Annotated in this window: 24 protein-coding genes; 14 read left to right on the top strand and 10 right to left on the bottom strand. The window is 68.5% G+C overall.

What is annotated here, in order from left to right; genetic code table 11:
• Positions 1-34: 34 nt before the first annotated feature.
• Complete coding sequence (locus tag ACZZZQ_RS03825) at positions 35-1,027, bottom strand: siderophore ABC transporter substrate-binding protein (protein WP_285365127.1); 993 nt, start codon at positions 1,025-1,027, stop codon at positions 35-37.
• Positions 1,028-1,129: 102 nt separating this feature from the next.
• On the opposite strand from ACZZZQ_RS03825, the gene ACZZZQ_RS03830 reads away from it, so the two are divergent.
• The 3 genes from ACZZZQ_RS03830 to ACZZZQ_RS03840 all read left to right on the top strand — a co-directional run bounded on the left by ACZZZQ_RS03830 (position 1,130) and on the right by ACZZZQ_RS03840 (position 2,740).
• A complete protein-coding gene (locus ACZZZQ_RS03830) occupies positions 1,130-1,897 on the top strand; it encodes a siderophore-interacting protein (RefSeq protein ID WP_463506921.1) in 768 nt (255 codons plus the stop codon).
• A 33-nt stretch (positions 1,898-1,930) separates the two neighbouring features.
• A complete protein-coding gene (locus ACZZZQ_RS03835) occupies positions 1,931-2,335 on the top strand; it encodes a VOC family protein (RefSeq protein WP_072590779.1) in 405 nt (134 codons plus the stop codon).
• A 147-nt stretch (positions 2,336-2,482) separates the two neighbouring features.
• Positions 2,483-2,740 carry a hypothetical protein gene (locus ACZZZQ_RS03840; RefSeq protein ID WP_072592217.1) on the top strand — a complete coding sequence of 86 codons (258 nt, stop codon included), beginning with the start codon at positions 2,483-2,485 and terminating at the stop codon, positions 2,738-2,740.
• 31 nt (positions 2,741-2,771) lie between these two features.
• Here the strand turns inward: ACZZZQ_RS03840 and ACZZZQ_RS03845 are convergent, their stop codons facing one another.
• Both ACZZZQ_RS03845 and ACZZZQ_RS03850 read right to left on the bottom strand, forming a co-directional pair.
• Positions 2,772-4,226 carry an MFS transporter gene (locus tag ACZZZQ_RS03845; protein WP_463497879.1) on the bottom strand — a complete coding sequence of 485 codons (1,455 nt, stop codon included), beginning with the start codon at positions 4,224-4,226 and terminating at the stop codon, positions 2,772-2,774.
• Positions 4,227-4,284: 58 nt separating this feature from the next.
• Positions 4,285-5,628, bottom strand: coding sequence for a M20/M25/M40 family metallo-hydrolase (locus ACZZZQ_RS03850; protein WP_463506922.1), 1,344 nt, complete (start codon positions 5,626-5,628; stop codon positions 4,285-4,287).
• A gap of 88 nt (positions 5,629-5,716) precedes the next feature.
• On the opposite strand from ACZZZQ_RS03850, the gene ACZZZQ_RS03855 reads away from it, so the two are divergent.
• From ACZZZQ_RS03855 to ACZZZQ_RS03870, 4 genes are all read left to right on the top strand, one after another.
• Positions 5,717-6,727, top strand: a complete 1,011-nt coding sequence (locus ACZZZQ_RS03855; protein ID WP_053098824.1) for an FUSC family protein — start codon at positions 5,717-5,719, stop codon at positions 6,725-6,727.
• Positions 6,728-6,767: 40 nt separating this feature from the next.
• The gene (locus ACZZZQ_RS03860; RefSeq protein WP_053098823.1) at positions 6,768-7,166 is read left to right on the top strand and encodes a DUF1801 domain-containing protein; all 399 of its coding nucleotides are present in this window, start codon (positions 6,768-6,770) and stop codon (positions 7,164-7,166) included.
• 62 nt (positions 7,167-7,228) lie between these two features.
• Positions 7,229-7,495, top strand: coding sequence for a thioredoxin domain-containing protein (locus tag ACZZZQ_RS03865; protein WP_463506923.1), 267 nt, complete (start codon positions 7,229-7,231; stop codon positions 7,493-7,495).
• Positions 7,496-7,589: 94 nt separating this feature from the next.
• Positions 7,590-8,000: a VOC family protein gene (locus tag ACZZZQ_RS03870; RefSeq protein WP_463506924.1), complete on the top strand. Its 411-nt coding sequence runs from the start codon at positions 7,590-7,592 to the stop codon at positions 7,998-8,000.
• Positions 8,001-8,005: 5 nt separating this feature from the next.
• Here ACZZZQ_RS03870 and thrC read toward each other — a convergent pair whose 3' ends face one another.
• Positions 8,006-9,409, bottom strand: coding sequence for a threonine synthase (gene thrC, locus ACZZZQ_RS03875; RefSeq protein WP_072592216.1), 1,404 nt, complete (start codon positions 9,407-9,409; stop codon positions 8,006-8,008).
• Positions 9,410-9,587: 178 nt separating this feature from the next.
• Here thrC and ACZZZQ_RS03880 point away from each other — a divergent pair, with 178 nt between their 5' ends.
• The 4 genes from ACZZZQ_RS03880 to treZ are packed head-to-tail and all read left to right on the top strand — an operon-like array spanning position 9,588 to position 16,178.
• Positions 9,588-9,872 (top strand): hypothetical protein, encoded by a 285-nt coding sequence (locus ACZZZQ_RS03880; RefSeq protein ID WP_053098820.1) that lies wholly within the window; start codon positions 9,588-9,590, stop codon positions 9,870-9,872.
• Complete coding sequence (gene glgX, locus ACZZZQ_RS03885) at positions 9,869-12,079, top strand: glycogen debranching protein GlgX (protein WP_053098819.1); 2,211 nt, start codon at positions 9,869-9,871, stop codon at positions 12,077-12,079. Before ACZZZQ_RS03880 ends, glgX begins: the two co-directional genes overlap by 4 nt.
• Entirely contained in the window at positions 12,076-14,424 is a 2,349-nt protein-coding gene (gene treY, locus ACZZZQ_RS03890) for a malto-oligosyltrehalose synthase (RefSeq protein ID WP_463506925.1), read from the top strand. The genes glgX and treY overlap by 4 nt, the downstream gene beginning before the upstream one ends.
• A complete protein-coding gene (treZ, locus tag ACZZZQ_RS03895) occupies positions 14,421-16,178 on the top strand; it encodes a malto-oligosyltrehalose trehalohydrolase (RefSeq protein WP_463506926.1) in 1,758 nt (585 codons plus the stop codon). The genes treY and treZ overlap by 4 nt, the downstream gene beginning before the upstream one ends.
• 16 nt (positions 16,179-16,194) lie before the next feature.
• Here the strand turns inward: treZ and ACZZZQ_RS03900 are convergent, their stop codons facing one another.
• Positions 16,195-16,665, bottom strand: a complete 471-nt coding sequence (locus ACZZZQ_RS03900) for a GNAT family N-acetyltransferase (RefSeq protein ID WP_463506927.1) — start codon at positions 16,663-16,665, stop codon at positions 16,195-16,197.
• Positions 16,666-16,786: 121 nt separating this feature from the next.
• On the opposite strand from ACZZZQ_RS03900, the gene ACZZZQ_RS03905 reads away from it, so the two are divergent.
• Both ACZZZQ_RS03905 and ACZZZQ_RS03910 read left to right on the top strand, forming a co-directional pair.
• Positions 16,787-17,122: an ArsR/SmtB family transcription factor gene (locus ACZZZQ_RS03905; RefSeq protein ID WP_053099385.1), complete on the top strand. Its 336-nt coding sequence runs from the start codon at positions 16,787-16,789 to the stop codon at positions 17,120-17,122.
• Positions 17,122-17,826, top strand: a complete 705-nt coding sequence (locus ACZZZQ_RS03910) for a cation efflux transmembrane domain-containing protein (RefSeq protein ID WP_463506928.1) — start codon at positions 17,122-17,124, stop codon at positions 17,824-17,826. Before ACZZZQ_RS03905 ends, ACZZZQ_RS03910 begins: the two co-directional genes overlap by 1 nt.
• A 206-nt stretch (positions 17,827-18,032) precedes the next feature.
• On the opposite strand, the gene ACZZZQ_RS03915 is transcribed toward ACZZZQ_RS03910, so the two are convergent.
• The gene (locus ACZZZQ_RS03915; RefSeq protein ID WP_053098815.1) at positions 18,033-18,635 is read right to left on the bottom strand and encodes a response regulator transcription factor; all 603 of its coding nucleotides are present in this window, start codon (positions 18,633-18,635) and stop codon (positions 18,033-18,035) included.
• Positions 18,632-19,852 carry a sensor histidine kinase gene (locus tag ACZZZQ_RS03920; RefSeq protein ID WP_056277026.1) on the bottom strand — a complete coding sequence of 407 codons (1,221 nt, stop codon included), beginning with the start codon at positions 19,850-19,852 and terminating at the stop codon, positions 18,632-18,634. The genes ACZZZQ_RS03915 and ACZZZQ_RS03920 overlap by 4 nt, the downstream gene beginning before the upstream one ends.
• 154 nt (positions 19,853-20,006) lie before the next feature.
• On the opposite strand from ACZZZQ_RS03920, the gene ACZZZQ_RS03925 reads away from it, so the two are divergent.
• Positions 20,007-20,549 carry a hypothetical protein gene (locus tag ACZZZQ_RS03925; RefSeq protein WP_053098813.1) on the top strand — a complete coding sequence of 181 codons (543 nt, stop codon included), beginning with the start codon at positions 20,007-20,009 and terminating at the stop codon, positions 20,547-20,549.
• A gap of 66 nt (positions 20,550-20,615) precedes the next feature.
• Here ACZZZQ_RS03925 and ACZZZQ_RS03930 read toward each other — a convergent pair whose 3' ends face one another.
• The 3 genes from ACZZZQ_RS03930 to ACZZZQ_RS03940 form a co-directional block, all read right to left on the bottom strand.
• Complete coding sequence (locus tag ACZZZQ_RS03930; RefSeq protein WP_463506929.1) at positions 20,616-22,172, bottom strand: DUF5979 domain-containing protein; 1,557 nt, start codon at positions 22,170-22,172, stop codon at positions 20,616-20,618.
• A 250-nt stretch (positions 22,173-22,422) separates the two neighbouring features.
• Positions 22,423-23,109, bottom strand: a complete 687-nt coding sequence (locus tag ACZZZQ_RS03935; RefSeq protein ID WP_463506930.1) for a response regulator — start codon at positions 23,107-23,109, stop codon at positions 22,423-22,425.
• The gene (locus ACZZZQ_RS03940; RefSeq protein WP_463506931.1) at positions 23,106-24,923 is read right to left on the bottom strand and encodes a DUF2306 domain-containing protein; all 1,818 of its coding nucleotides are present in this window, start codon (positions 24,921-24,923) and stop codon (positions 23,106-23,108) included. The genes ACZZZQ_RS03935 and ACZZZQ_RS03940 overlap by 4 nt, the downstream gene beginning before the upstream one ends.
• Between the last annotated feature and the right edge of the window lie 112 nt (positions 24,924-25,035).

Here is a 25,035-nt window from a genome sequence, read left to right on the forward strand (position 1 = left end):
GGCATCCGCTCGGAGCGGATGCCGCCGGTCGGCCCTACTTCTGCGCGGCCTCGAGCGCGTCGGCGAGGTCCTCGAGGAACGTGGTGTACGTCTGGATGCCCTCGTTCAGGTAGGTGTCCGTGGGCATGTAGACGATCTGCTCGTCGGCAACGGCGGTGACGCCGGCGAGCGCCTCGGAGCTCTCGAGGATCTCGGACGCCTGCACGTAGTCGGGGGTCTCGGCGGCGAAGACCGCATCGCGGTCGAGCACGAGAAGCCAGTCGGGGTTGGAGGAGGCGATCGCCTCGACGGAGATGTCGTCGCCCTGGTGGTCGTCGGAGGCGTCATCGACCTCGAGCGCCGGCGTCAGACCGAGGATGTCGTAGATCGGTCCGAGCGAGCGCCCGACGGTCGGCGCGAGGTACCCGATCTCGCCGCCGGAGGTGTTCACCGCCATGACGGTGTCGGCGTCGTCGTATGCGGCCTTGGCCCGCTCGACGGCCGCGTCGAAATCGTCGACGAGCGCCTGCGCCTCGTCCTGCTTGCCGAAGATCTCGCCGAGGACGGTGGTCTGACGCTTGAGCTCCTCGTCGAAGGGCTCGCCCTCGCGCGGCTCGAGGTCGATGATCGTGGCGTCCGGCACGAGCTCCGCGATCGCCTCGTTGTGCTGGGTGAATCGCTGGCCGCTGATGATGAGGTCGGGTTCGACGGCGACGATCGCCTCGAGGTCGGGCTCGCTGTGCAGGCCGATGTCGACGATCGACTCGTCGTCGAGGTACGACACGGTGTCCGGCATGAGCGCGACAGCGCCGGCCGAGAGCTCGACTCCCCAGTCGGAGAGGGTCTGGAACGTGCGGTTGTCCAGTGCGACGACGGATGCAGGGGGCGTGGCGATCTCGTGCGATCCGCTGTTGTCCTCGACGGTGACCGAGTCCGCTGCGGCTGCGGTCCCCTGCGGCTCGGCGTCGGAGCCGGAGGCGCAGCCGGCGAGGGTGAGGAGGCCGACGAGACCGACGCTCGTAGCGGTGAGGATTCTGGGCATGGACATGGAGAGACTCCTGTTCTGCGGTGATGAGTGCGCGGAAACGGCGCGGGAACGGCGGACTTAGGATGCCCTAACTCCACCTCCAAGATAGGTTAGCCTTACTTTATGAGCGATACGAAATCCCGCTTCTCCATCGAGCGCCGCGGCCTCGATCTGCGCTTCCGCACCGTCACGCTGACCGCCCGGGAATGGCTGGTCCCTGGCTACGTGCGTGTCCGGCTCAGTGGCAGTGACCTCGAGGGCTTCGACTCTCCCGGCTCCGACGACCACATGCGCCTCTTCTTCCCGTCCGGTCCCGTGGAGTCCCTCGCGCAGATGCGGGAGGCGCCGAGTCGCGAGTACACACCTCTCGCCTGGGGCGACGACTGGCTCGACGTCGAGTTCGCGGTGCACGGCGACGCAGGGGTCGGCGCCCCGTGGGCCGCGACCGCTCCGCTGGGTGCATCGATCGGAGTCGGTGGCCCCCGCGGTTCGGCCGTGCTCAGCGGAAGCCCCGGATCCTGGCTTCTCGTCGGAGACGAGACCGCCATCCCGGCGATCCGACGCTTCGCCTCGTCGATACCCACCGGGGTGCCCGCCCGCATCGTGATCGAGACGGCCTCCGTCGGCCGGGAGATCGAGATCGACACCCCGGTCGACGTGGAATGGCTGCACCGTGGCGACGCCGCCGAAGGCTCCGCCCTCATCGCATTCCTCAACCGCCTGACCGCCGACGATTCGGTCGGCGACGACCCGTTCGTGTTCATCGCCGCCGAGCAGTCGGTCGTGAAGCCCGGGCGCGCGCTGCTCAGCCGGTGGGGCGTCGACTCCGCGAACGCGGTGGTCAAGGGCTATTGGAAGCGGGGCGAAGCGGAGTACCACGCTCCGCACTAGTGCGATCCGGGCGCCGACTGGAAGACTGGACGCATGGCTCTTCTGGATCACCTGGGCATCACCGTCAACGAGCTGGAGCGCGGTCGCGCGCAGTTCCATCCCGTGCTGACGGCCCTCGGCTATCAGAGCGGCGGTGAGGACGACCACTCGATCTCGTGGCACAACGGCGACGAGACCGAGATCATCCTGTACGCCTGGGATGAGGAATCCGGGCCCCATCGTCACGGCCGCGTGGGATGGCAGCACATCGCTTTCTCGGTGTCGACGCGAGACGAGGTCGACCGCCTTCACGCCGTCGCGCGCGATGCGGGATGGTCGGCCGTGCGCGAGCCCAAGGAATATCCGCGATACACGGAGCGCTACTACGCCTCGTTCGTGGAGGATGCCGACGGCATCCGGATCGAGTTCATGCACAACCCGCCGCGCGAGTCCCAGTGACGCGCGCGCTCTGCGGCGGGTGAGCCCGGCTCTCCTGCACACCGAGGCCGGAACACGAGTTCCTCCCACTGTTCGGGATGGCGGTATACAGCGACGCCTCTTCCGATTCCTCGTCTGGAACGATGCGAGGATGACACGGTGCACCTCATGAACGACGCCCAGATCTGGACCATGATCGGGTGCTTCACCGCGCTCATGTTCGGCATGCTCACGGTCGTCTCGACGTTGTTCATCCGCGTGGTGCGCACCGAGATCGGCGGGCTGCGCGGGGAGATGAACGCACAGATCGGCGGACTCCGGGGCGAGATGAACGCCCGCTTCGATGCCGTGAACACGCGGATCGACGGACTCGACCGCGACATGCAGGCCGTCGTCAAGCGCTCATTCGGCCTCGACCGCGACTGACGACTGACACCGGCAGCCGGCCGCCCGCAGCTCAGACCACGGGTGCGGCGACGGCCTCGGCATCCGTGCGGTCGGTGAAGGCCTCTTTCGGAACGAAGACGAGGATCGCGGCGGCGATCAGCGCGGTCACGCCACAGACCACCCACACGGTGATGTACCCGGCGAATGATCCCGCAGTGCCTTCGACCGCCCCGCTCACGCCGTTGAGGAGCGCGATCCCGAAGATGCACGAGGCGATCGCTCCGCCCACGGTCTTGACCGAGTTCGTGAGGCCTGTCGCGACGCCCGTCTGGGTCGCCGGAGCCGCCGATGCCGCAGCCGCGGGAAGGGCGGCCACGAGAGCACCCGAGCCGAGGCCGACGATGACCATGTTGGTCACCACCTGCACGTACGAATCGTGGAACGGAAGGAACAGCAGGAAGCCGATGCCGACGAGCAGGGATGCGCCCATCAGGGTGATCCGCGGAGTCAGCAGACGAGCGATGAGCGGGAACAGCAGGGCTCCCGCGATCATCGCGATCAGGTAGAGCCCGATGATCAGGGACGTCGCGAAACCCGTGGTTCCGAGCCCGTAGCCGTAGACACCGGGGTCGGTGCGGGCGAACGTCGACAGCGGCGCCTGTGCACCCAGCACGCTCACCCCGAACAGGCCGGCGGTGAGGAAGACCGGGCCGAGTGCCGGCGAGCGGAACATGCGCACGTCGATGAGCGGGTCGTCGCAGCGCAGTTCCCAGAGCACGAACGGGATGACGAGCAGAAGGCCGAGGACGACGACGGCCCAGGACCAGGGGTTGACGAGTCCGCCCTCGAGACGGAGCAGGCTGAGACCCCCGGTGAAGCAGATCAGGGCGAGCGAGATCAGCACGACGCCGACAGTGTCGAAGACACCGCCGGTCGGATCGGGAGACTCCTTCACCCCGAACAGGATCACGAAGAAGCACACGACGATGAGCACGGCGGGGATGAGCAGCACCACCGTCAGGGGCAGGACATCGATCAGGGCTCCGCCCACGAGCGCACCGATGATCGCGCCGCCTTCGAGCGCCGCGACGAGGAGTCCCGCGGCCTTCGCCGTGATCGACGAACGCCCCTCCATGCGACGGGAGCGCGACCAGATGAGCGCGATCTCGAGCGGCAGCCAGACGACGTAGAACCCCATCAGCGTCCAGCCGATCAGGAACACGGGGAACGAATCGGTGAAGGGCAGGACGAGCGCCGCCGCGGCGGTGAGCGCCGTCGAGATGAGCAGCATCCGCTTGTGGCCGACCATGTCGCCGAGCTTCGCGAAAGCGGGCACCACCAGAGCCGACAGCATGAGCTGCGTGCCCTCGAGCCAGTTGACATCGGCGTCGTGGATGCCGAGGTGCCGCGCGATGTCCGTGAGCATGGGCGTGTAGTAGCCCTGCAGCACGCCGCTGGTGAACTCGACGAAGGCGAGGAAGCCGACGACGGTGGCGAGGGTTCCCAGAGTTCGGGTGCGCGTCATCGCGGCTCCTCGGTGAAAGGACTGGATCGGGCACCGAAGCGCCCGCGGAGGGGTGAGATCACCCTAGCCGCTCGAGGAGCGCCCGATGGAACCGCTCCCCCCGCTCGAGCGCGACGATCTCGACGTTCTCATCGACGCCGTGGATCGACGCCCGCTGTGCGTTCGACATCTCGAGCGGCGCGAAGCGGTAGACGGCGGGGGCGAAACGGTGGAAGTGGCGGGAGTCCGTCGCCGCCATCATCACGTACGGGACCGCGGGCACTCCCGGGTGAGAGACGGCGAGAGCGTCGGCGAGCAGCGTGAACTGGGCGTTGTCGGTCGCGGACTCGGGCGACGGCTCGCTCGCCTCCTCGACGGATACGGTGATGAGCGGATCCCGGATGCGCCGACGCACCCGCAGCACCGTCTGCTGCGTCGTCTCACCCAGCGCGATGCGCAGGTTGACCGTCGCCGAGGCCTGCGACGGCAGGACGTTCGCGGCAGTGCCGCCCGACTGCATGGTCGGAGCCACCGTTGTGCGCACGAGTGCTGCGGGCTCGCCGCCGAGCGCGGCGAACAGCCGGCCGGTGACCGGCGGGGCCGAGCCGAGCAGCCGGAGCAGATGCCCTGCCGGACCGGGAGTCTGAGCTCCGAGCTGCGACAGCATCCGTCCGATCGCCTTCGACGGACGCGGTCGGAACATGCGGGGGCCAAGCCGATCGACGGCCCTCGCCACGCGCCGGACCGCTGTGAGAGCGGGCGGTGCCGAGGCGTGACCGCCCTCACCACGCGCCGAGAGCGTGAGCGTCATGACGCCCTTCTCCCCCACGCCGATCATCGCCGCCCGTCCCGGAACGAAGGGCAGCGGCGCATCCACGACGGCGCCGCCCTCGTCCACCACGAGCCACGGGATGATGCCGCGATCGCGCAGGACGCGGGCGATCTCCTCGGCTGCTCGACCGAAGGTCTCCTCATTGCCCCCGAACGACAGGTAGACGTCCCGTGCGGGGGTGAACCCGTCGGCGAGCAGGTTCTCGACCGCCTCGAGCACGACGATCAGCGGACCCTTGTCATCGAGAGCACCACGACCGTAGACGACTCCGTCGGCGATGACGCCCTCGAACGGGGGATGCGTCCATGCGTCGCTCTCGTCGACGGGGACGACGTCATAATGCGCCATCAGCACGACCGGCCCCGCAGCGCCGGCGTCCCTGCCCGTCCAGTGGAAGAGCAGCCCGAAATCGGTGTGCCGTTCGAGTGCGAGATGCTCGTGGACGAGCGGGTAGAGCTGCGCGATCAGAGCGACGAACGACTCGAACGGCTCGGTTCCGCGCTCCTCGACCTCGGCCGACACGGTCGGCAGCTGGATCATCTGCGAAAGCCGTTCGGCGATTCCCGGTCGAGGTTCCGTCACGTCGGCCATCGTATCGCCGGGGACAATTCCCGCCGGCTCGCCGCACTCCGGTCGACGTCCGTCCTGCTCAGCGCCGGCGACGCGAGACAATGGAGGGATGAGCCTGTTCGCCCTGGCGCCCAAGCGCGGTCCGCGCTGGCATCTCGCCACCCAAGCGGCGCTGGGCATCGCGGTGCCGATAGCGGTCATGACCGTGCTCGGCGAGGCGTCGCTCGGCTACGTCGCGGCCTCGGGCGCGTTCACGGTCCTCTTCGCCGGGACGGCACCGGTGATCGATCGGGCGAGGATCCTGCCGTTCGTCGCCGCGGGCCTCATCGTCAGCGCCGCTCTCGGAGTGGCTGTCTCCGCCAACGCCTGGCTCGTGAGCATCGGCGTCGTGGTGGTCGCGGTCGTCAGCGCTGCCCTGGCGTTCGGGTTCCGGCTCGGCCCGCCCGGACCGCTCTTCTTCGTGCTGGTCTTCGGCCTGTCGGCGCACGTCGTGGCGAGCTCGCCCCTGGCACCGCTGACCTATCTCGGGGCACTCGCGGCCGGCTGCGTGTTCTCCTATCTGGTCGCGATGGCGCCGCTTCTGCGTCCTCGAGCGCGCTCGATCTCCGCTCGGCCGCTGAGCGAGCTGCTCCCGGGCCCCGCATTCACCCCCGATTCGCGCATGCTCGTGATCCGGGTCGCGATCGTCGCCGTCATCGGCGTCCTGCTGGGACTGGTGATCGACCCCACCCGGACGTACTGGATCGTGGGGTCGGCGGTGGCGGTGATCGGCGTGGCCGCCGCCCGTCGCGCCGCCGTCCAGCGCGGACTCCATCGCATGCTCGGAACCGTGGTCGGGGCCGGCGTGTACGCGCTGCTCGCGCTGCTGCATCCGTCGGGGCTGTGGCTCGCTCTGCTGCTGGGCGCGCTGCAGTTCACGATCGAGCTCGTCGTCGTCAGGCACTACGCTCTCGCGCTCGTCTTCATCACCCCTCTGGTGCTTCTGCTGACGGGCGCAGCGACGGGCGAGATCGGTTCGATGGACGTCGCCGGGGAGAGGATCGTCGACACCCTCGTCGGAGCTGCTCTGGGTGCGATCTCCGGCTTGCTGCATCCGCGCGCGACCACGTCTTCCGTGTGACTCTCTCGACGTCTGCCGTCGCACGCGCCATACTCGCAGCATGACCCGTGCGCCTGAGATCGCCGACTACCACCGCAGGCTCAGCTCGGAGGATCGGCTGATCTGCGACCTCCTCGCGGACGAGATCGACCGAGCACTCCCCGACGCCGCCGCCAAGGTCTGGCACGCGCACCCGGTCTGGTTCCTCGACGGCAATCCGATCGTCGGATACGACCGCTTGAAGGATGCCGTCCGACTGATGTTCTGGAGCGGCCAGTCGTTCGCAGAGCCCGGACTCGTCGCCTCAGGATCCTTCGAGGCCGCCGAGAAGAGATTCACCTCCGCCTCGGAGATCGACACCGACCGGCTCGCCGTCTGGCTGTCGGAGTCGCGGGTCGTGCAATGGGACTACGAGCACATCCGCACGAACCGGGGCCTCGTCAAGCGCACCTCGTTCTGATCGCGGCTCGGGAACACCGCGAGACGGTGCGCGGTTGCACCTCGAGAGCCGAGAGGAGAGCCATGGAACTGACGCTCGTGACCTCCGCGTTCTGCGGAGCGTGCTCGCGCACCCGCTCGGTCGTGGAGGACGCCGTGCGCTACCTCCCCGACGCGACCGTCACCGAGATCGACGTCGCGAGAGAACCGGATGCCGCGGAGGCGCTCGACATCCGCGTCACCCCGACCGTCATCATCCGCGATGATTCGGGCGCAGAAGTGTTCCGCGCCGAAGGTGTGCCGACGGTGCCTCAGGTGCTCACGGCGGCGGTGAAGGCCCTCCCCGCCTGAGCGCGACGTCGCTCTTGCGGATGTCCGACCCCCGGCGCAGAATGAGCCGCAGCGGGACCGACGGCGGCCCCGCCTGACAAGGCTGGGGGCAGTCATGGCCAATCTCAATCCCTATCTCTCGTTCCGCACCGAGGCGCGACAGGCGATGGAGTTCTATCAGGGCGTGCTCGGCGGTGATCTCGAGATCGACGTGTTCGGCGAGTTCCCCGACATGGTCCAGAACCCGGATCAGAACGATCTCGTGATGCATGCGCAGCTCACGACGCCGGACGGCCTGGTGCTCATGGCCTCAGACACCCCCGACGGCATCCCGTTCGAGCCGCCCCAGGGATTCTCGGTCTCGCTCAGCGGCAACTCGCAGGAGAAGACGCAACAGGTCTGGGACGCCCTGTCCGACGGTGCGGCGATCACCATGCCGCTCGACACCCCGCCGTGGGGCGGCACGTTCGGAATGCTCGTCGATCGTTTCGGAGTCCCCTGGATGCTGCACGGCGACCCCGAGTGAGTCGCTCAGCGCAGGGCTTCGGCCTCGATGAACGCTCGGAGCTCGTGCTCGTCGTCGGCCATCTCGGTCCTGCGCTGCGGAGCGTCGAGCATCGCGCGCAGCTCTGAGGAGTACTCGAGCTCGACGCCGATCGCCTCGCGGATCGTCTCGGCGAACTTCTGCGGCTTCGCCGTCTCGAGCACGAGCATGGGCACACCGGGCTCGACGTTCTCGCGAGCGACCTTGACTCCGTCGGCCGTGTGCGGGTCGATGATGTCCCCCGTCGCCTCATAGACGGACCTGATCGTCGCGAGCCTGTCGTCGTGCGTCGAGGTGCCGCTGACGATGCCGAACTCCTCGACGAAACGCGCCAGATCGGAGGTGAAATCGAAGAAACCCTGGGTGTCGAGCTCCTGCCAGGCCTTCACGACGCGGCTTGCGTCACGACCCACGAGTTCGAAGATGAAGCGCTCGAGGTTCGACGCCTTCGAGATGTCCATCGACGGGCTCGAGGTGGCGAGCGTCTGGGCAGCGCTCCGCGGCCGGTAGACGCCGGTGCGGAAGAACTCGTCGAGCACGTTGTTCTCGTTGGCGGCGAGCACGAGGCGACGGATGGGCAGCCCCATCTCCTTCGCGAAGAACCCCGAGAGGATGTTGCCGAAGTTTCCGGACGGCACCGTGAACGACACCTCGGTCCATCCGCCGGCGTCCGTCGCGCGCAGCCACGCCCAGAAGTAGTAGACGACCTGGGCGGTGATGCGCGCGAGGTTGATCGAGTTGACCGCACCGAGGTGCTGAGCGCGCTTGAAGTCGAGGTCGCCGGCGAGGGACTTGACGAGGTTCTGGCAATCGTCGAACACGCCGTCGACGACGATGTTGTGGATGTTGTCATCGTCGAGCGAGAACATCTGCGCGCGCTGGAACGCGCTCATGCGCCCCTTCGGGGACAGCATGAACACCGAGATGCGGTCCTTGCCGCGAAGAGCGTGCTCGGCAGCCGAGCCGGTGTCTCCCGAGGTCGCGCCGAGAATGTTGAGGACAGAGCCCTTGCGCTCGAGCGCGTACTCGACGACCTGCCCGAGGAACTGCATGGCCATGTCCTTGAAAGCGAGGGTCGGCCCCTCGGAGAGACCCACCAGGGTGAGATCGTCGCCGATCGACCGCAGGGGCACGACCTCTTCAGGGAACGGCTCGTAGGCGGCCTCCGTCATGCGGGCGAGATCGGCCCGCGGGATGTCCGTGGCGAAGAGACCGAGCACCTCGGTGGCGAGCTGCGGATACGTCAGGGCACGCCAGCGCTCGAGCGTCTCTCCGTCGACCGTGGGCATCGTCTCGGGGACGGCCAGTCCTCCGTCGGGCGCGAGCCCCTCGAGCAGGGTCTCGCAGTACGGCAGCGGCTGCATGCCGCCTCGGGTGGAGATGTACTGCACGGGAGCTCCTCGGTTCGGGATCGGCACGGGGCTTCCATTGTCGCAGGTGGGCGCGGGGTGATTTCACGATCAGGATGCGCGTCTCACGACATAGCGCGTTCATCGCGCGGAGGCAATGGTGTTCCGCTGTGAACTCGTATCTCTTAGCGTGGACCCCATCAACAGAACAGGAGCCCTCATGACTGCGAAGACCCATACCGCGCATGACCACAAGCCCGCGGACGGCCAGGCTCCCACGACAGCCTCGACGCCGGCCGAACCCCTCTACGAGCGTGTCGACCTCGATCGCTACGTCGTGCTGCACGACGGCCCCGTCGGATACGTCGAGCACGTGCATCCTGTCTTCGTCTGCTACGTCGGCCACCCTTACCCGCACGCCGACGAGATCGCTCAGGTGCATGACTTCCACGACGCGGTGAGGACTGTCCTGCACCGCGCCGTCTCGAAGCGGCGCGCTCAGTGAGCCACGAGGTCTGGCCCGGTTCCCCCTACCCGCTCGGCGCGACCTTCGACGGCCAGGGCACGAACTTCGCCCTGTTCAGCGAGGGCGCCGAGAAGGTCGAACTGTGCCTGTTCGACGACGACGGCAGCGAGGAGCGCGTCCCGCTCGAAGAGGTCGACGCGTTCGTCTGGCACGGCTATCTGCCCTCCGTGCAGCCCGGACAGCTCTACGGATACCGCGTGCACGGACCGTACGACCCCGCGCAGGGAAAGCGATTCAACCCGAACAAGCTCCTCCTCGACCCGTACGCGAAATCCGTGGCCGGCCGGGTCGACTGGGGGCAGCCCCTGTTCGGCTACGACTTCGGCGACCCCGATTCCCGCAACGATGAAGACTCCGCCGCGACGATGGTCAAGGGCGTCGTCGTGAACCCGTTCTTCGAGTGGGCGGGCGACCGACTGCCCAAGACCCCTTACGCACAGAGCGTGATCTACGAGGCGCACGTCAAGGGACTGACCCAGCTGCACCCGGACATCCCCGAGGAGCTGCGGGGCACGTATGCGGCCATCGGCCACCCGTCGGTCATCGAGCACCTGGTGCACCTCGGCGTCACCGCGATCGAGCTGATGCCGGTGCATCAGTTCGTCTACGACTCGACCCTCGAGGAAAAGGGCCTCACGAACTACTGGGGCTACAACACGCTCGCCTTCTTCGCGCCGCACAACGACTACTCCTCCAGCGGGCAGCACGGTCAGCAGGTGCAGGAGTTCAAGGCCATGGTGCGCGCACTGCACTCGGCGGGGATCGAGGTCATCCTCGACGTGGTCTACAACCACACCGCCGAGGGCAACCACATGGGGCCGATGCTGTCGATGCGGGGCATCGACAACGAGGCGTACTACCGCCTCGAAGAGGACCGTCGCTACTACACCGACTACACGGGCACGGGCAACAGCCTCAACGCCGGCAACCCGCACGCGCTGCAGCTGATCATGGACTCGCTGCGGTACTGGGTCACGGAGATGCATGTCGACGGCTTCCGCTTCGATCTCGCCTCGACTCTCGCGCGCGAGTTCTACGACGTCGACCGTCTCGCGGCCTTCTTCGAGCTGGTGCAGCAGGATCCGATCGTCTCGCAGGTGAAGCTCATCGCCGAGCCGTGGGATGTGGGCCCCGGCGGATACCAGGTCGGCAACTTCCCTCCGCAGTGGACGGAGTGGAACGGCAAGTACCGCGACACCGTGCGCGACTTCTGGCGCGGTGAGCCGCAGGCGCTCGGCGAGTTCGCATCGCGTCTCACCGGTTCCGCCGACCTGTACGAGCACTCCGGTCGGCGTCCCGTGGCGTCGATCAACTTCGTCACCGCTCACGACGGCTTCACGCTGCGCGACCTCGTGTCGTACAACGAGAAGCACAACGAGGCCAACGGCGAGGACAACAACGACGGCGAATCCCACAACCGCTCGAGCAACAACGGCGTCGAGGGGCCCACCGACGACGAGACGATCAACCGCGTCCGCGCCCGACAGCAGCGCAACTTCCTCGCGACACTGCTGCTGTCGCAGGGAGTGCCGATGATCGCGCACGGCGACGAGCTCGGTCGCACCCAGGACGGCAACAACAACGGCTACGCGCAGGACAACGAGCTCACCTGGGTCGATTGGGAGGCGGCGGATCGTCCTCTCGTCGAGTTCACGGCAGCGGTGGCGAGACTGCGCCGCATGCACCCGACGTTCCGCCGCAGCCGGTTCTTCGACGGCCGGCCGGTGCGGTCGGAGGACGGCGAACGAGTGCCGGATGTGGTCTGGCTGCGACCCGACGGCCGCCGGATGGAGCCCGAGGACTGGGATTCCGGATTCGGTCTCGCGATCGGCATGTTCTTGAACGGACAGGGCATCCGCGAGAAGGACCGCCGTGGACAGCCGGTGACGGATCAGAACTTCCTCGTCTACTTCCACAGCGGGACGGAGGCTATCGACGCCGTGCTCCCCGACGAGCGCCACGGGCGTGCGTGGGAGGTCGCCGTCGACACCGCCGGCGACCGTGCCGGAGGCGACGCGATCGACGCCGGCGCTCCGGTGACCCTCGAAGCCAACTCGATGCTGGTGCTGCGCGAAGTCGATCAGACCGAGGTGCCGACGGACGACTCCGTCGAGGCCTCGCTGCGCATCCAGACCGAGCGCGCCGAAGCTCCGTCACCCGCCCCGACCCCGGAGCTGCCTCGATGACCCACCGCCCGCTCTCGACCTATCGTCTGCAGATCCGAGCGGGTTTCACGCTCGACGACGCGGCATCGATCACGGAGTACCTCACCGAGCTGGGTGCCTCGTGGGCGTACCTCTCACCGCTGCTCGCGGCCGTGCCGGGGTCGGACCACGGCTACGACGTCGTCGATCATTCCCGGGTCGACGATGCCCGCGGTGGCCCCGAGGGGCTCGAGCGCTTCTCCGCCGCGGCCCGCTCAGCGGGGCTCGGGGTCCTCGTCGACATCGTCCCGAACCACGTCGGCGTGGCCGTCCCGCGCGCGAACCTCTGGTGGTGGGATCTGCTGCGACTCGGGCGCTCATCGCGCCATGCGCTGGCATTCGACGTCGACCCGCGACTGTCCGACGGACGGGTGCGACTGCCGATCCTCGGGTCGTCGCTCGCGGAGGTGCTGTCAGCCGATGAGATCGTCGTCGACACGACCCCGGCCGACGATGCCCCCGACGGAACGCTGTCGTACTTCGACCACGTGCTTCCCCTGGCACCGGGATCGGGAGAGCTCGCAGACGATCTGCCTGCCCTCCTCGACGCCCAGCACTACGAGCTGCGGTTCTGGGAGGACCAGAACACCGACCTCGACTACCGTCGGTTCTTCGCCGTGTCCGAGCTCGCCGGCATCCGCGTCGAGATCCCGGATGTCTTCGAGGAGTCGCACCGCGAGATCGCCCGGTGGATCACCGACGGTCTGGCCGACGGACTCCGCGTCGACCATCCCGACGGGCTGACGGATCCCGGCGAGTACCTCGAGCGACTCGCCGACATCACCGGCGGCGCGTACACGGTCGTCGAGAAGATCCTCGAACCGGGTGAGCAGCTGCCGTCCTGGTGGCGCACCGACGGCACGACCGGCTACGACGCGATGGGCGAGATCGACCGCGTGCTGATCGACGGCGACGGAGTCGCAGCCCTCGACCTCCTCGACTCGCGGCTGCGGGACGAGACCGGTCTGCCGGCCGCGAAGTCCTGGGCCGACCTGATCCACTCCACGAAGCGGATGATCGCCGACGACCTCCTGCAGTCCGAGGTGCGACGCCTCGTCAGGGCTCTGCCGTTCGGCGTGGTCGGCGCCGAGGACGCGCTCGCCGAGATCGTGGCGAGCTTCCCGGTCTACCGGTCCTACCTCCCGGCGGGACGCGAGCATCTGCAGCACGCGATCGACGACGCCGCACGGCGCCGCCCCGACCTCGCGGGATCGATCGCCGAGCTGACGCCCCTGCTGCTCGACACCTCGCTCGAGGTCTCGCAGCGCTTTCCGCAGGTGACGGGAGCGGTGATGGCCAAGGGCGTGGAGGACACCGCGTTCTACCGCCACACCCGCCTCGGCACCCTCACCGAGGTCGGCGGCGATCCCTCGATCGCCTCCGTCTCGGTCGACGAGTTCCATGACGCCCAGCAGGCGCGGCTCGCGTCGTGGCCGTACTCGCTCACCGCTCTGTCGACCCATGACACCAAGCGATCCGAGGACGTCCGTGCGCGTCTGTCGGTGCTCTCCGAGATTCCGGACCGCTGGGCGCAGGTGCTGACCGAGCTCCGTGCCGTCGCCTCGACAGGACACGGGCCACTCGATTCCCTTCTCTGGCAGGCCGCGGTCGGAGCATGGCCGATCTCGTCGGAGCGCCTGCTCGCCTACGGGCTGAAGGCCGCGCGCGAGGCTGCGGAGTCGACCGGATGGCAGCATCCGGACCTCGAGTTCGAGAAGGGCGTCGAAGCGATCGCCGAGGCGGCGAACGGGCGGGCTCGACCCATCCTCGAGGGATTCGTCGGCGAGATCGTCGACCCCGGTCGAGTCAACTCGCTGTCCGCGAAGCTCCTGCAGCTCGCAGCTCCCGGTGTGCCCGACGTCTACCAGGGCACCGAGCTGTGGGACCACTCGCTCGTCGACCCCGACAACCGGCGGCCGGTCGATTTCGCAGCGCGTTCGGCGATGCTGGGTCGACTCGATGCCGACGTCTCTCGCGGCATCCTTCCTCCCATCGACGACTCGGGCCTCGCGAAGATGCTCGTCACGTCGCGCACGTTGCGTCTGCGCCGGGACAACCCCGAGCTCTTCTACCGGTATCGCCCGGGCGGTGTCGCCGGTGAGGCGTCGGATCATGTGGTCGCGATGGACCGGGGCGGTGTGCTGGCGGTGGCGTCGCGTCTGCCCGTCGGACTCGAGCGCCGCGGCGGATGGGGCGACACCGTGCTGCTGCGCCGCGAACTGCCGGCGACGGACGCGATCACCGGTCGCCGCTTCGGCCGCGGTTCGATCCGGCTGGCCGACCTGCTCGACACGTATCCGGTCGCGCTGCTGGTGGACGAGCGATGATCTCGGTCTGGGCTCCCCGCGCCGACAGCGTGCGGTTGCGTCGTCTGACACCCGCGTGCACCACGATCTCGGAGCACGACCTCACGTCGGCTGATGACGGTTCGGGATGGTGGAGCACCGATGTGGCGATGTCCGAGGGCGAGCGCTATGGCTTCCTCCTCGGCGACAGCACCGACCTGCGCCCTGATCCGCGGTCGCTGCGGCAGCCGCGGGGCGTGCACGGCCCCTCGGCTCTCTTCGATCCGGCCCGCTTCGAGTGGACCGACGGGGACTGGCGCGGTGCGCCGCTCGACGGTGGCGTGATCTACGAGCTGCACGTCGGGACATTCACACCGGACGGCACGCTCGACGCGCTCATCGGGCATCTCGATCACCTCGTCGAACTCGGCATCACGCATGTCGAGCTGCTCCCGGTCAACGCGTTCAGCGGCGACTGGAACTGGGGTTACGACGGCGTGCTCTGGTACGCCGTGCATGAGGGGTACGGGGGACCCGCCGCATACCAGCGGTTCGTCGACGCCGCCCACTCACGCGGCATCGCGGTGATCCAGGACGTCGTCTACAACCACCTCGGACCCAGCGGCAACTACCTGCCCGAGTTCGGTCCGTATCTGCGCGAGGGCCGGCACACGGCGTGGGGCGACTCGGTGAACCTCGACGAGCCGGCCGTGCGCGAGTACATCATCGAGAACGCGCTGATGTGGCTCCGTGACTTCCACGTCGACGGGCTGCGGCTCGACGCCGTGCACGCACTGCACGACGAGAGCACCCCGCACCTCCTGCACGAGCTGTCCGAGCGCGTAGATGCGCTCGCTCGCGAGGTCGATCGCCCTCTGAGCCTGATCGCCGAGTCGGATCTGAACGACCCGGTCATGGTCCTCTCCCACGAGGAGGGAGGGAACGGCCTCACCGCGCAGTGGTCAGACGACTGGCATCACGCGGTGCACGTCGCGCTCACCGGCGAGACCGACGGGTACTACGCCGACTTCGCCGCGCCGGACGCGTTGGCGAAGGTCACTCAGACCGGGTTCTTCCACGACGGGACGTACTCGTCGTTCCGCGGGCGCACGCACGGCGCGCCGCTGCCGCCGAGCGTCCCTGCCTGGCGACTGGTCACATTCGCGCAGGACCACGACCAGATCGGCAACCGTGCAGCGGGAGATCGGCTGGCCGCTTCGCTCTCCTCCGATCGACTCGCCGTCGCCGCGGTTCTCACCCTGACCGCACCGGGCACCCCCATGCTGTTCATGGGCGAGGAGTGGGCTGCGTCCACCCCGTGGCAGTTCTTCACGTCGCACAAGGAACCGGAGCTCGCGAAAGCCACCGCGGAGGGGCGGATCGCGGAGTTCGCGCGCATGGGGTGGGACCCGGCCGCCGTGCCCGACCCACAGGACCCGGCTACGTTCGAGCGATCGCGGCTGGACTGGAGCGAGCTCGCATCGGCATCGCACGCCCGCATCTTCGATCTGTATCGACGCCTGATCGCCCTGCGGCGCGAGGTGCCCGAGTTGACCGATCCCGAGATGTCGCACAACCACGTCATCGTGTCGAAGACGGAGGGCGCATCGGAGAACCGGGCCTACCGGATCGAACGAGGCGAGGTGTCGGTGCTCGTGAATCTCGCCGAGCAGGAGGTGGAGTTCGATCTCGCCCCCGACTCGCGGATACTGCTGGAGACGGCGCCCGTGCGGACGATCGCGCGGACCATCGTGCTCGCACCCGAGTCCGCGGCGATCGTCGCACCTGCGCGCTGATCGCCTTTCGGCCAGGTCAGAGAGACTTGGCGAAGCACAGGGACAGACCGCTGCCGATGTAGTGGCCGAACAGCGGGATCGGTCCGTAGCCCTCGCGTTCGTAGAAGCGCACGGCATCCGGCTGAGCGGTGCCCGTCTCGAGCACGAGGGACCGGATGCCGAGCAGGCGCGCTTCTCCCTCGAGTGCGCGCAGCAGCGCCACGGCTGCGCCCGTCCCGCGCGCGGAGGGAGCCGCGTACATCCGCTTGATCTCTGAGACGTCGGTTCCGAGCACGGCCGGATCGAGGGGTCGGAGACCGCCGCATACGATGGCGAGCCCGCTCTCCTCTCGTGCGATGAGGAAGACGGGCACGTCGTCCGCCGAGGGGATGACGCCCGGCTCATGGTCGTCGCTGCCGTACCGCGCATCGAGTTCGCTGCGCTGCGCGGCCCTGAGCCGCTCCGCATCCGGATGCGACCATGTCACCCGCTCGACCGTCACTCCCATGTCGCCCTCTCGATCCGATGTCGCCGCCCGATTCACGGTACCGAGCGAAGATGTCGGGGATGTTGCCGCGCGTCACCATATATTCACGATTCTCTTAATTCATGCTTTTCTGTACAGTTGCATCGTGACCCTCGCCGCCTCGCCCACCCATACCGCCGCCGTCGCCCGCCTGGGTCATGCCCTGTCGGACTCGACGCGCGCAGCCATCCTGCTGGCGCTTCGAGCGGCGCCGGCGTACCCGTCCGACATCGCGGACGAGCTCGGGGTCAGCCGACAGCTCCTGTCGAACCATCTCGCGTGCCTTCGAGGATGCGGGCTCGTCGAAAGCGTCCAGGACGGACGCCGCAGCCGCTACGCGCTCGCCGACCCGCATCTCGCGACCGCGCTCGACGAGCTCATGCGCATCACGCTGATCGTCGAACCGGACTGCTGCGACGGCGAAGGATGCAGCTGCTGATGTCGACGAGCACTCTCACCGCCGAACGGCGCGCGACTCTGCACCGCCGCATCCGCCTCATCGTGGCGTTCACGATCGTCTACAACGTGATCGAGGCGGCCGTCGCGATCGCCGCAGGGTCAGTCGCATCGTCGGCCGCGCTGATCGGGTTCGGGCTCGACTCGAGCATCGAGGTGCTCTCGGCAGCGGCCGTGGCCTGGCAGTTCACGCGACGCGACCCCGAGCGCTGGGAGACGCCCACCCTCCGTGTCATCGCCGTCGCGTTCTTCGCTCTCGCGGCCTATGTCGTCACGTCGTCGGTGCTGTCGCTGCTCGGCGGTGATCGGCCGGAGCACAGCACGGTCGGTCTCGTGCTGACCGCGGTCAGTGTGATCGTGATGCCGCTCGTGTCGTTCGCCGAGCGACGCGCCGGCCTCGAGGTCGGGTCGACCACGGCCGTCGCCGACTCGAAGCAGACGCTGATCTGCAGCTACCTCTCGGCCGCCGTGCTCATCGGACTCGGCGTCAACAGCCTGTTCGGGTGGTGGTGGGCGGATGCCGTCGCCGGCCTCGTCATCGCGGTCTTCGCGGTACGCGAGGGTCTCGAAGCCTGGAAGGGCGACGCCTGTGCCACTTCGATCGGCATGATCCTCGAGGACGAGCACGAGCACCACGACCACGAGCACGAGCACCACCGTCACGACGACGCGCCTCACATGCGCTGACGACCACGGAGTTCCAGAAAGAATTCCCGCCCGCGTCACTTTCCGTCGAGTTCGGGGTCTTGCATACGAGACCTGAAGTCGGCCTGGGGGGATACGAGCCGGTTTCGGGTCTGAGCCGCACTCTCCCCTTTGAGCGGCTCGCGGGTGGGGCAACTCCCACGGCCCCACCCGCCCTTCCGGGCTTCACGGGTCAGGCGTCCGCGCAGTCAGATCCAGCCGCGCTCCTCGGCCATCAGCACCGCCTGCTGGCGGGTGCCGACCGACAGCTTCGCGAGCACCGCCGAGATGTGGTTGCGCACCGTGCCGGGCGCGAGCGAGAGGGTCCTGGCGATCTGGGTCGTCGTCTCACCGCGGCGCCCGGCGCGGAGCACGTCCAGCTCCCGATCCGTGAGGGGCGACCGTTCGTCGCTCAGCGCGTCGGCCGCGATCTCAGGATCGACGTAGCGGGCACCCGCGGCGACCCTGCGGATGACATCGGCGACCTGATCCGCTCCTCGTGACTTCGGCAGGAAGCCCGCGACACCCGATGCGAGAGCCCGCCGAAGCACCCCGGGCCGCGCGTGACGGGTGACCACCACGCAGCGCGTGACGATGGCTCGGTTCAATCGCTCCGCGACCTCCACACCGTCGAGACCGGGCATCTCGAGATCGAGCAGGCACACGTCGGGCGTCAGAGCGAGCGCAGCAGCGAGCGCCTGCTCACCGTCGGCGCACTCGGCGACCACCTCGATGTCTCCTTCCAGACGCAACAGGGCGGCGAGCGCCGAACGGATCATCCCCTCGTCGTCAGCGAGGAGCACACGGATCATCGGCTCTGCCCATCTGCGGTCGACACATCGGATCGCGGAACCGTCACCGAGACGATGAACTCGTCGGCATCCTCCCGGATCTCCAGGGTTCCTCCCGCCTCCGAGATCCGGCGTCGCACTCCGTCGAGGCCCGACCCGACGGGGTGTGTCGCCACGCCGGTCACCACATCGTTCGCGACCTCGTAGCGCCACCCGTCGTCGACCCTGCGAAGGTCGAGCCGAGCCCGTCGCCCGGCCCCGTGCCTCAGGACGTTCGTGGTCGTCTCCCTGATGACGGGACCGAGAGCCGATGACGGCGCCTCATCGGCGTCGGGTGCGATGTCGGCCTCGACGGAGAGTCCGGCCGCGGCGAGAAGGTCACGGGCATTCGCCACCTCGTCACCCAGCGGCACCGAGCGGAAGCGCGTCGCCAGATCTCGGGTCCCCTGCCTGGCTTCGTCGACGCTGACCCTGGCGGCCCGGAGCTGCTCGAGAGCTGCGTCGGGATCGATCCTCATCAGGCGCTCGGCCAGTTCGAGCTGCAACGCGATCACCTGCAGGTGGTGCCCCTGGAGGTCGTGCACGTCGGTCGCCACGCGCAGACGCTCCTGCGTCGCGGCGAGGCGGGCCTCCGACGCCCTCGCACGATCGACGGTGACCAGCACATCCCACCACCACAGCGAGCTCACCGACATCGCCGGGATGAGGATCGCGTACAGCGCAGGGATCCAGCCGGGGAGCGCGATCTCGGTCGCGCCCCGAGCGGCGTCGGCGACGGCGACGAGCACGAGCACCACGGTGGTCAGGACGACCATCCGCAGGCGCACCCCCTTGGGCCAGTTGAGCAGCAGCACCGACTGAGCGATGGGCATGAGCGCGAGCAGCCAGCTGTCGAGCACGAGGCCGCCCGCGATCCCGTAGCCGACCGCGATGAGCAGCGGAAGGGCGATGCGCGTCCACGCGATGCCCGGCTCGGCATCCAGCCGGTGGCGGTAGTCCGCGAGCAGCACGATGGTGGAGCCCCACCAGAGCAGGCCACCCACGCCGACGACGAACGCCGCCGTCGCATCGCCGGGCACGGCGAGCGCCTGCAGCGTCCAGACCAGCACCAGGAAGAGCTCGAGGAAGGCCACGGCCGACACCGTGTACCACCAGGTCGCGGTGATGCCTCGGGCGAGCTGGCGGGCTCCCGGGGGTGGGTCGTCGGCAGGATCGACGACCGGAGAAGTGCTGCGCATGCCCCCACGATACGGGCGTGACACATGTCATGGATGCCGCGGGCGAACCACCCGGAAAGCAGTGACGGTTCGGCACTGCCGCAGCGCGACGCCAGACGGTGGACTGGATGCATCGCGACGGAGACACCGTCGCTCAGACCGGCAGGAGCCACCCATGAATCTCATCGAGACCTTCCAGGGCTTCGTCGCCCAGGTGCCTGAACTCATTCAGCCGCTCATCGTCGCCCTCGCGGGCGCCATCCCCTTCATCGAGGGCGAGGGAGCCGTGTCGATCGGCATCATCGGCGGCATCAATCCGGTGATCGCGGCCGTCGCGGCGATCGTCGGCAACTTCCTCTGCGTGGCCGTGCTCGTCATCGCGAGCTCCGGTGCACGCACCGCGATCGTGAACCGGTCCCGCAGCCGGCAGGCCGTTGCGGCCGGTGGCGGAGCCGTCGAGGCGGCACCCGCAGACACGATCGACTCCGACCGCGGTGGCGCCCGCCGCGAGAAGTTCCAGCGGGCGTTCGAGCGCTACGGCGTGCCGGGGGTCAGCCTGCTCGGTCCGCTGCTGCTGCCGACGCAGTTCACCGCCACGATGCTCGCCGCGGCGGGTGTCGGCAAGGTCCGCATCCTCATCTGGCAGGCTGTCGCGATCATCGGCTGGACGACGATCGTCGCGGTGATCGTCGGCAGTGCCGTCTACGCGATCCGCTGAGACAACGACGTCGAACGCACGGAAGCCCACTCGCCGAACGCGAGTGGGCTTCCGTGCGTGTCGGGGTCAGCGACGTCCGGCGCTCGAACGGCGCCTGGCGGCGATTCCGGTGGCCAGTCCGCCACCGACGATCAGTGCGACCGCCAACGACAGGAATGCCGCGCCCGATTCGCCTCCCGTCAGAGCGAGCTCGCCGGGAGCCGCGACCGGGGTCTGCGTCGGCGCCGGAGTCGGTGCCGGAGTTGCGACCGGCGTCGGGGTCGGGGTCGGAACCGGCGTGGCCGGGGTCGGCGTCGGCGTCGGCGTCGGCGTCGGCGTCGGCGTCACGACGGGCACCGGGTTGGCGATGTTGGTGAGGGTGAGCTCGATACCGGCCGTGGTTTCCGGCGTGACCTCGAAGGTGCCGTCTCCGACGTCGACGACGCCGTCGCCGGTGATCGTCCACTCACCCCAGGTCACCCCCTGGATCTCAGGCAGATCGATCTCCTCGATCACGAAGGTCGAACCGAGCGGAGCACGTCCGCTGAGCACCGACTCCCCCACCGGAACCGTCATCGTGGTGGCTGCCGCATCCGAACCCTCGACCGAATAGCGCACGGTGTAGGTCGCGTCCCGAGCGGCATCCGCCTGCGCGCCGGTGAGCTCCTTCGTGATGCCGAACGTCGTGTACGAGACACCACTGCCGTCGCCACCACCCGTTTCGACGACCGTGTGGGTCGCCGAGGTCGCGAACGTGTTGACGATCGCGTGGTTGCCGAAGACATCTCCCTCGGACACCGGCGCATCCGCCTGCGTGTAATACAGCAGCTCATACGCGAATCCGCCCGTCGGCAGACCGGATGCAGCGAACTCGAACGACTGTCCGTCGCCGGCGATGTCGATCGTGTACGCAGAGGGGTCGACCTCGCTCCAGTCGCCGACCTGTGCACCGTTCTCGACGGCCCGCCGGCTCAGCCGGACGTCGCCGGTGTAGTGATGGTCGGTGCGGCCGGCGTCGAGCGTGTCGGCGATCGTGAAGGCACCGTCGTCGACATAGCCGCTCGGAATACCGATGACCCACTTCAGGAGTCCAGGGGTCGCGGTCTCGCCGCCGTACTTGTAGGGCTCGTCCTCTTCCGCCGAATCTCCCGGTACGACTCCGCCGTCACCGGGCAGGTCGACGATCTCGATCGTGTCACCCAGGTCGAACTCGACGGTCTCGCTGGTCGTCGACTGCGAAGCCCGCGCCTCCATCCAGAACGAGCCGCCGACCTCCTCGAGGCCGCCGACCGCTGCGGTCAGAGTGCACACCATGTCCGGCCCCTGCCCGGCAGCGACGACGCAGTTCGCCATGACCAGACCCGTCGCCGGGTCTGTGATCGTGAACTCACCGGCCGACTGACGGCTGAACTCCGCGGGCAGGGTCATCCCGAAGGTCTCCCCTGCCTGCGCCCCGGTCGGGACGGCCCACTCGCCCGTGATCCGCACGGTCTGCCATTGCACCAGCGGGCCACCGCCGTTCTCGTTCTCGAGCGAGACGCTGCCGATCGCCCCCGGATAGGTCACGGACGGAGCCGCCATTGCGGGCGCGGTGGAGCCGAGCAGCCCCGCGATCGCCAAGACCATCCCCACGATGATCGCCACGATGCCGCGCTGTCGCGGCCTCGCTCCCCCGGCTCTCCTGGCCTCATTCATCCTCTTCGTCCGTGCACGCACGACACCACGCTCCCCAGTCATCGTTCTCCCCATCCGATTCGCGTCGCTCCCAATGCGACACATCTAAGAGATCAGGAAAAAGCGGGGGGATTACGCGGCAACCGGTATACAACTCCGATATACCGGGATGCGGTGTTGGCTGCGGCGTACCGGGGACTGCCTCGACGCGTCCCGGCCGTCATCGATTCCGGTTTTCCCCGCCCGTGGCTCGCGGGCTCATGCGCCCCGCCTGATGCGCCCAGATGGCGATCTCGACGCGATTGCGGACCCCGAGCTTGGTCATGAGGCTCGCCACGTGCGTCTTCACCGTGCTGAGGGTGATGAACAGCTCGCGCGCGATCTCGCCGTTGCTCAGACCCGCAGACACCTTCGCGAGCACCTGCTCCTCACGCTCGGTCAGCGACTCGACCGGCGGCGGCGATGGTGCGGCGGCGGCCGATCCGGCGAAGGCCTCGAGCAGGCGCACCGTCACGTTGGGGGCGATCAGGGCATCACCGCTCGCTGCGGCGCGGATCGCCTGGGCGAGCAGCTCCGACCCGGCGTCCTTGAGCAGGAAACCTCTGGCGCCGGCGCGCAATCCCGCGAAGATGTACTCGTCGAGGTCGAAGGTCGTGATGAGGACGACCGCCATGGGATCGGGCACCCCTGGGCCGGCGAGCATCCGGGTCACCTCGATGCCATCAAGGCCGGGCATCCGGATGTCGAACAGGCACACGTCCGGTCGCAGACTGCGGGCGAGGGCGACCGCTTCGGTGCCGTCGGCCGCCTGACCGACGACTTCGATGTCGGTTTGGGCGCCGAGGATCATGCTCAGTCCGGTGCGCACGAGTTCCTGATCGTCGGCGACGAGCACTCGGATCATCATGGCGCCCACCCGGCGCGGGGCAGCACCGCGTTGACGATCCATCCGCCGCCTGACGCCGGACCCGCCTCGCAGGCACCGCCGAGGAGGGCAGCACGCTCCCTCATGCCGATGATGCCGAAGCCGGGAGTCGGCGACGCGGCCACGTCTCCGTCGTTCGTCACTCTCAGGCGCACACCACCCGCGTCTGCCTCCACGCGGACGTCGACGCGGGTGACCTGTCGCGCGTGACGGAGGGCGTTGGTCACCGATTCCTGCGCGAGACGGAAGACGGCGGCAGCCACGGGTGGCGGGATGCTGTCGTTGTTGCGCGCGACCTCGACGACGACGACCGTTCCGCCCGGCCGCGTTCCGGCGAGCTGCGCGATGTCGTCCAGCTGCGCGCTCGGCGCGAGCTCGGCCGACTCTCCCTGCCGCAGGACTCGCACCATCGACCTGAGCTCGCTCAGCGTCCGGGCCGCCTCCGCCTCGATCACGCCGAGCGCGTCCTGCGCTGCGCGCGAGTCTCGCCCGGCCACCGCGATGCCCGCCTGGGCGCGGATCGCGATCGCCGAGACATGGTGGGCGACCGTGTCGTGCAGGTCGCGAGCCAGGTGCTCGCGCTCCAGCATCCGGATCCGGTCGAGGCTTCGTCGTCTCGATCCCGCCCGGTAGCGAAAGGCGATGCCGAACAGGGCGACCGTCAGCAGCAGCGCGAACCCCCCGACGAGTTCATCGAAGCCTTCCCCGCGGACGAATGTCAGCGCGAGGCTCGCCAGGAGGATGGCCGACCCGATCACGAGGTCGCGACCTGCCCCCCACCGGTACACGGCGTACACGTTCACCATCACGAAGAGACTCGAGTACAGCGCCGAGTCGGGCAGGAGCAGATCGACCGGCACCATCACGATGATGAGCATGAGAAGCGGCTTCGTGCGGCGCCACAGCACGGTCGGCAGCACGACGAGGAGGGCGATCACCGCGAGCAGCGGCTGCGTCAGGTCGGTGCGGACGATGCCCTCGACCACGGCCAGGACGGCGACGAGGGCCAGGAGCACCCAATCCCGCCAGACTCGGGAGGGCGGAGGGGGCACAGCGCTCGGGGCACTCCACACGGAACGCACGAGCCCGGTCACGCTGTCATGATACAAGCGCACCACGGCGCGACACCCCCGCGTCTGCCGGCGCGAGCGGCGCCGGATGAGCAGCTCCGCCACGGCACTGTTGATCATGAACGCGGCGGCGACGAGCAATGCCTCACCGAAGGCGTCGACCTCACCGAGGGGCATCGTCCACAGCGCGAAGACGAGCGCCTGGGTTCCTCCCGACACGGCGGTGGCGTAGGCGCGGGTCATCCAGGCTCCGTGCGCCACGAAGTCGCGTCGTGTGATCGCGATCACGCCCCGCACGAGGAACAGGGTCATCGCCACGGCGAAGACGAGACGAACCATCGCGAGCGCGAGTTCATCCGGTGGACCACCGAAGAAGACCGCGAGCCAGGCCGCTGAGAGGGCCGCGACGAATCCTGCGGGAATCAGCACGCGGCCGGCCACGCGGTGCCAGGCATGCCGCGTTCGCAGCGCGGGTGAGAACTGGAATGCCCCGAGAACGCAGTAGACGGTCATCGCCACGATGTGCGCGACGATCGCGACCGTCGACGCCAGGAGGAGAGTCCTCACGGGTTCCCCGCTCACCTCCTGCAGACGAAGCACTCCACCGATCACGGGAAGCACGCTGAGCAGCAGAAGGCCGGTGATCGCCGGCCACCCGCTCTTCGATCGCCGACGCCGCTCCTTCTGCTCGGGAGTCGATCGGGCGGCCTTCATCTGCTGCGACATGTCTCGATGCTCGTCTCATCGGCAGTCGGGGGCATCGGCCGTCAGCACGGACTCGGAACCGTACTTTCGGCCGAGCGGATCCGGGCTTACTGGCCGATGACGAGCATCCCCC

This window comes from Microbacterium sp. AC132, from assembly GCF_979258525.1.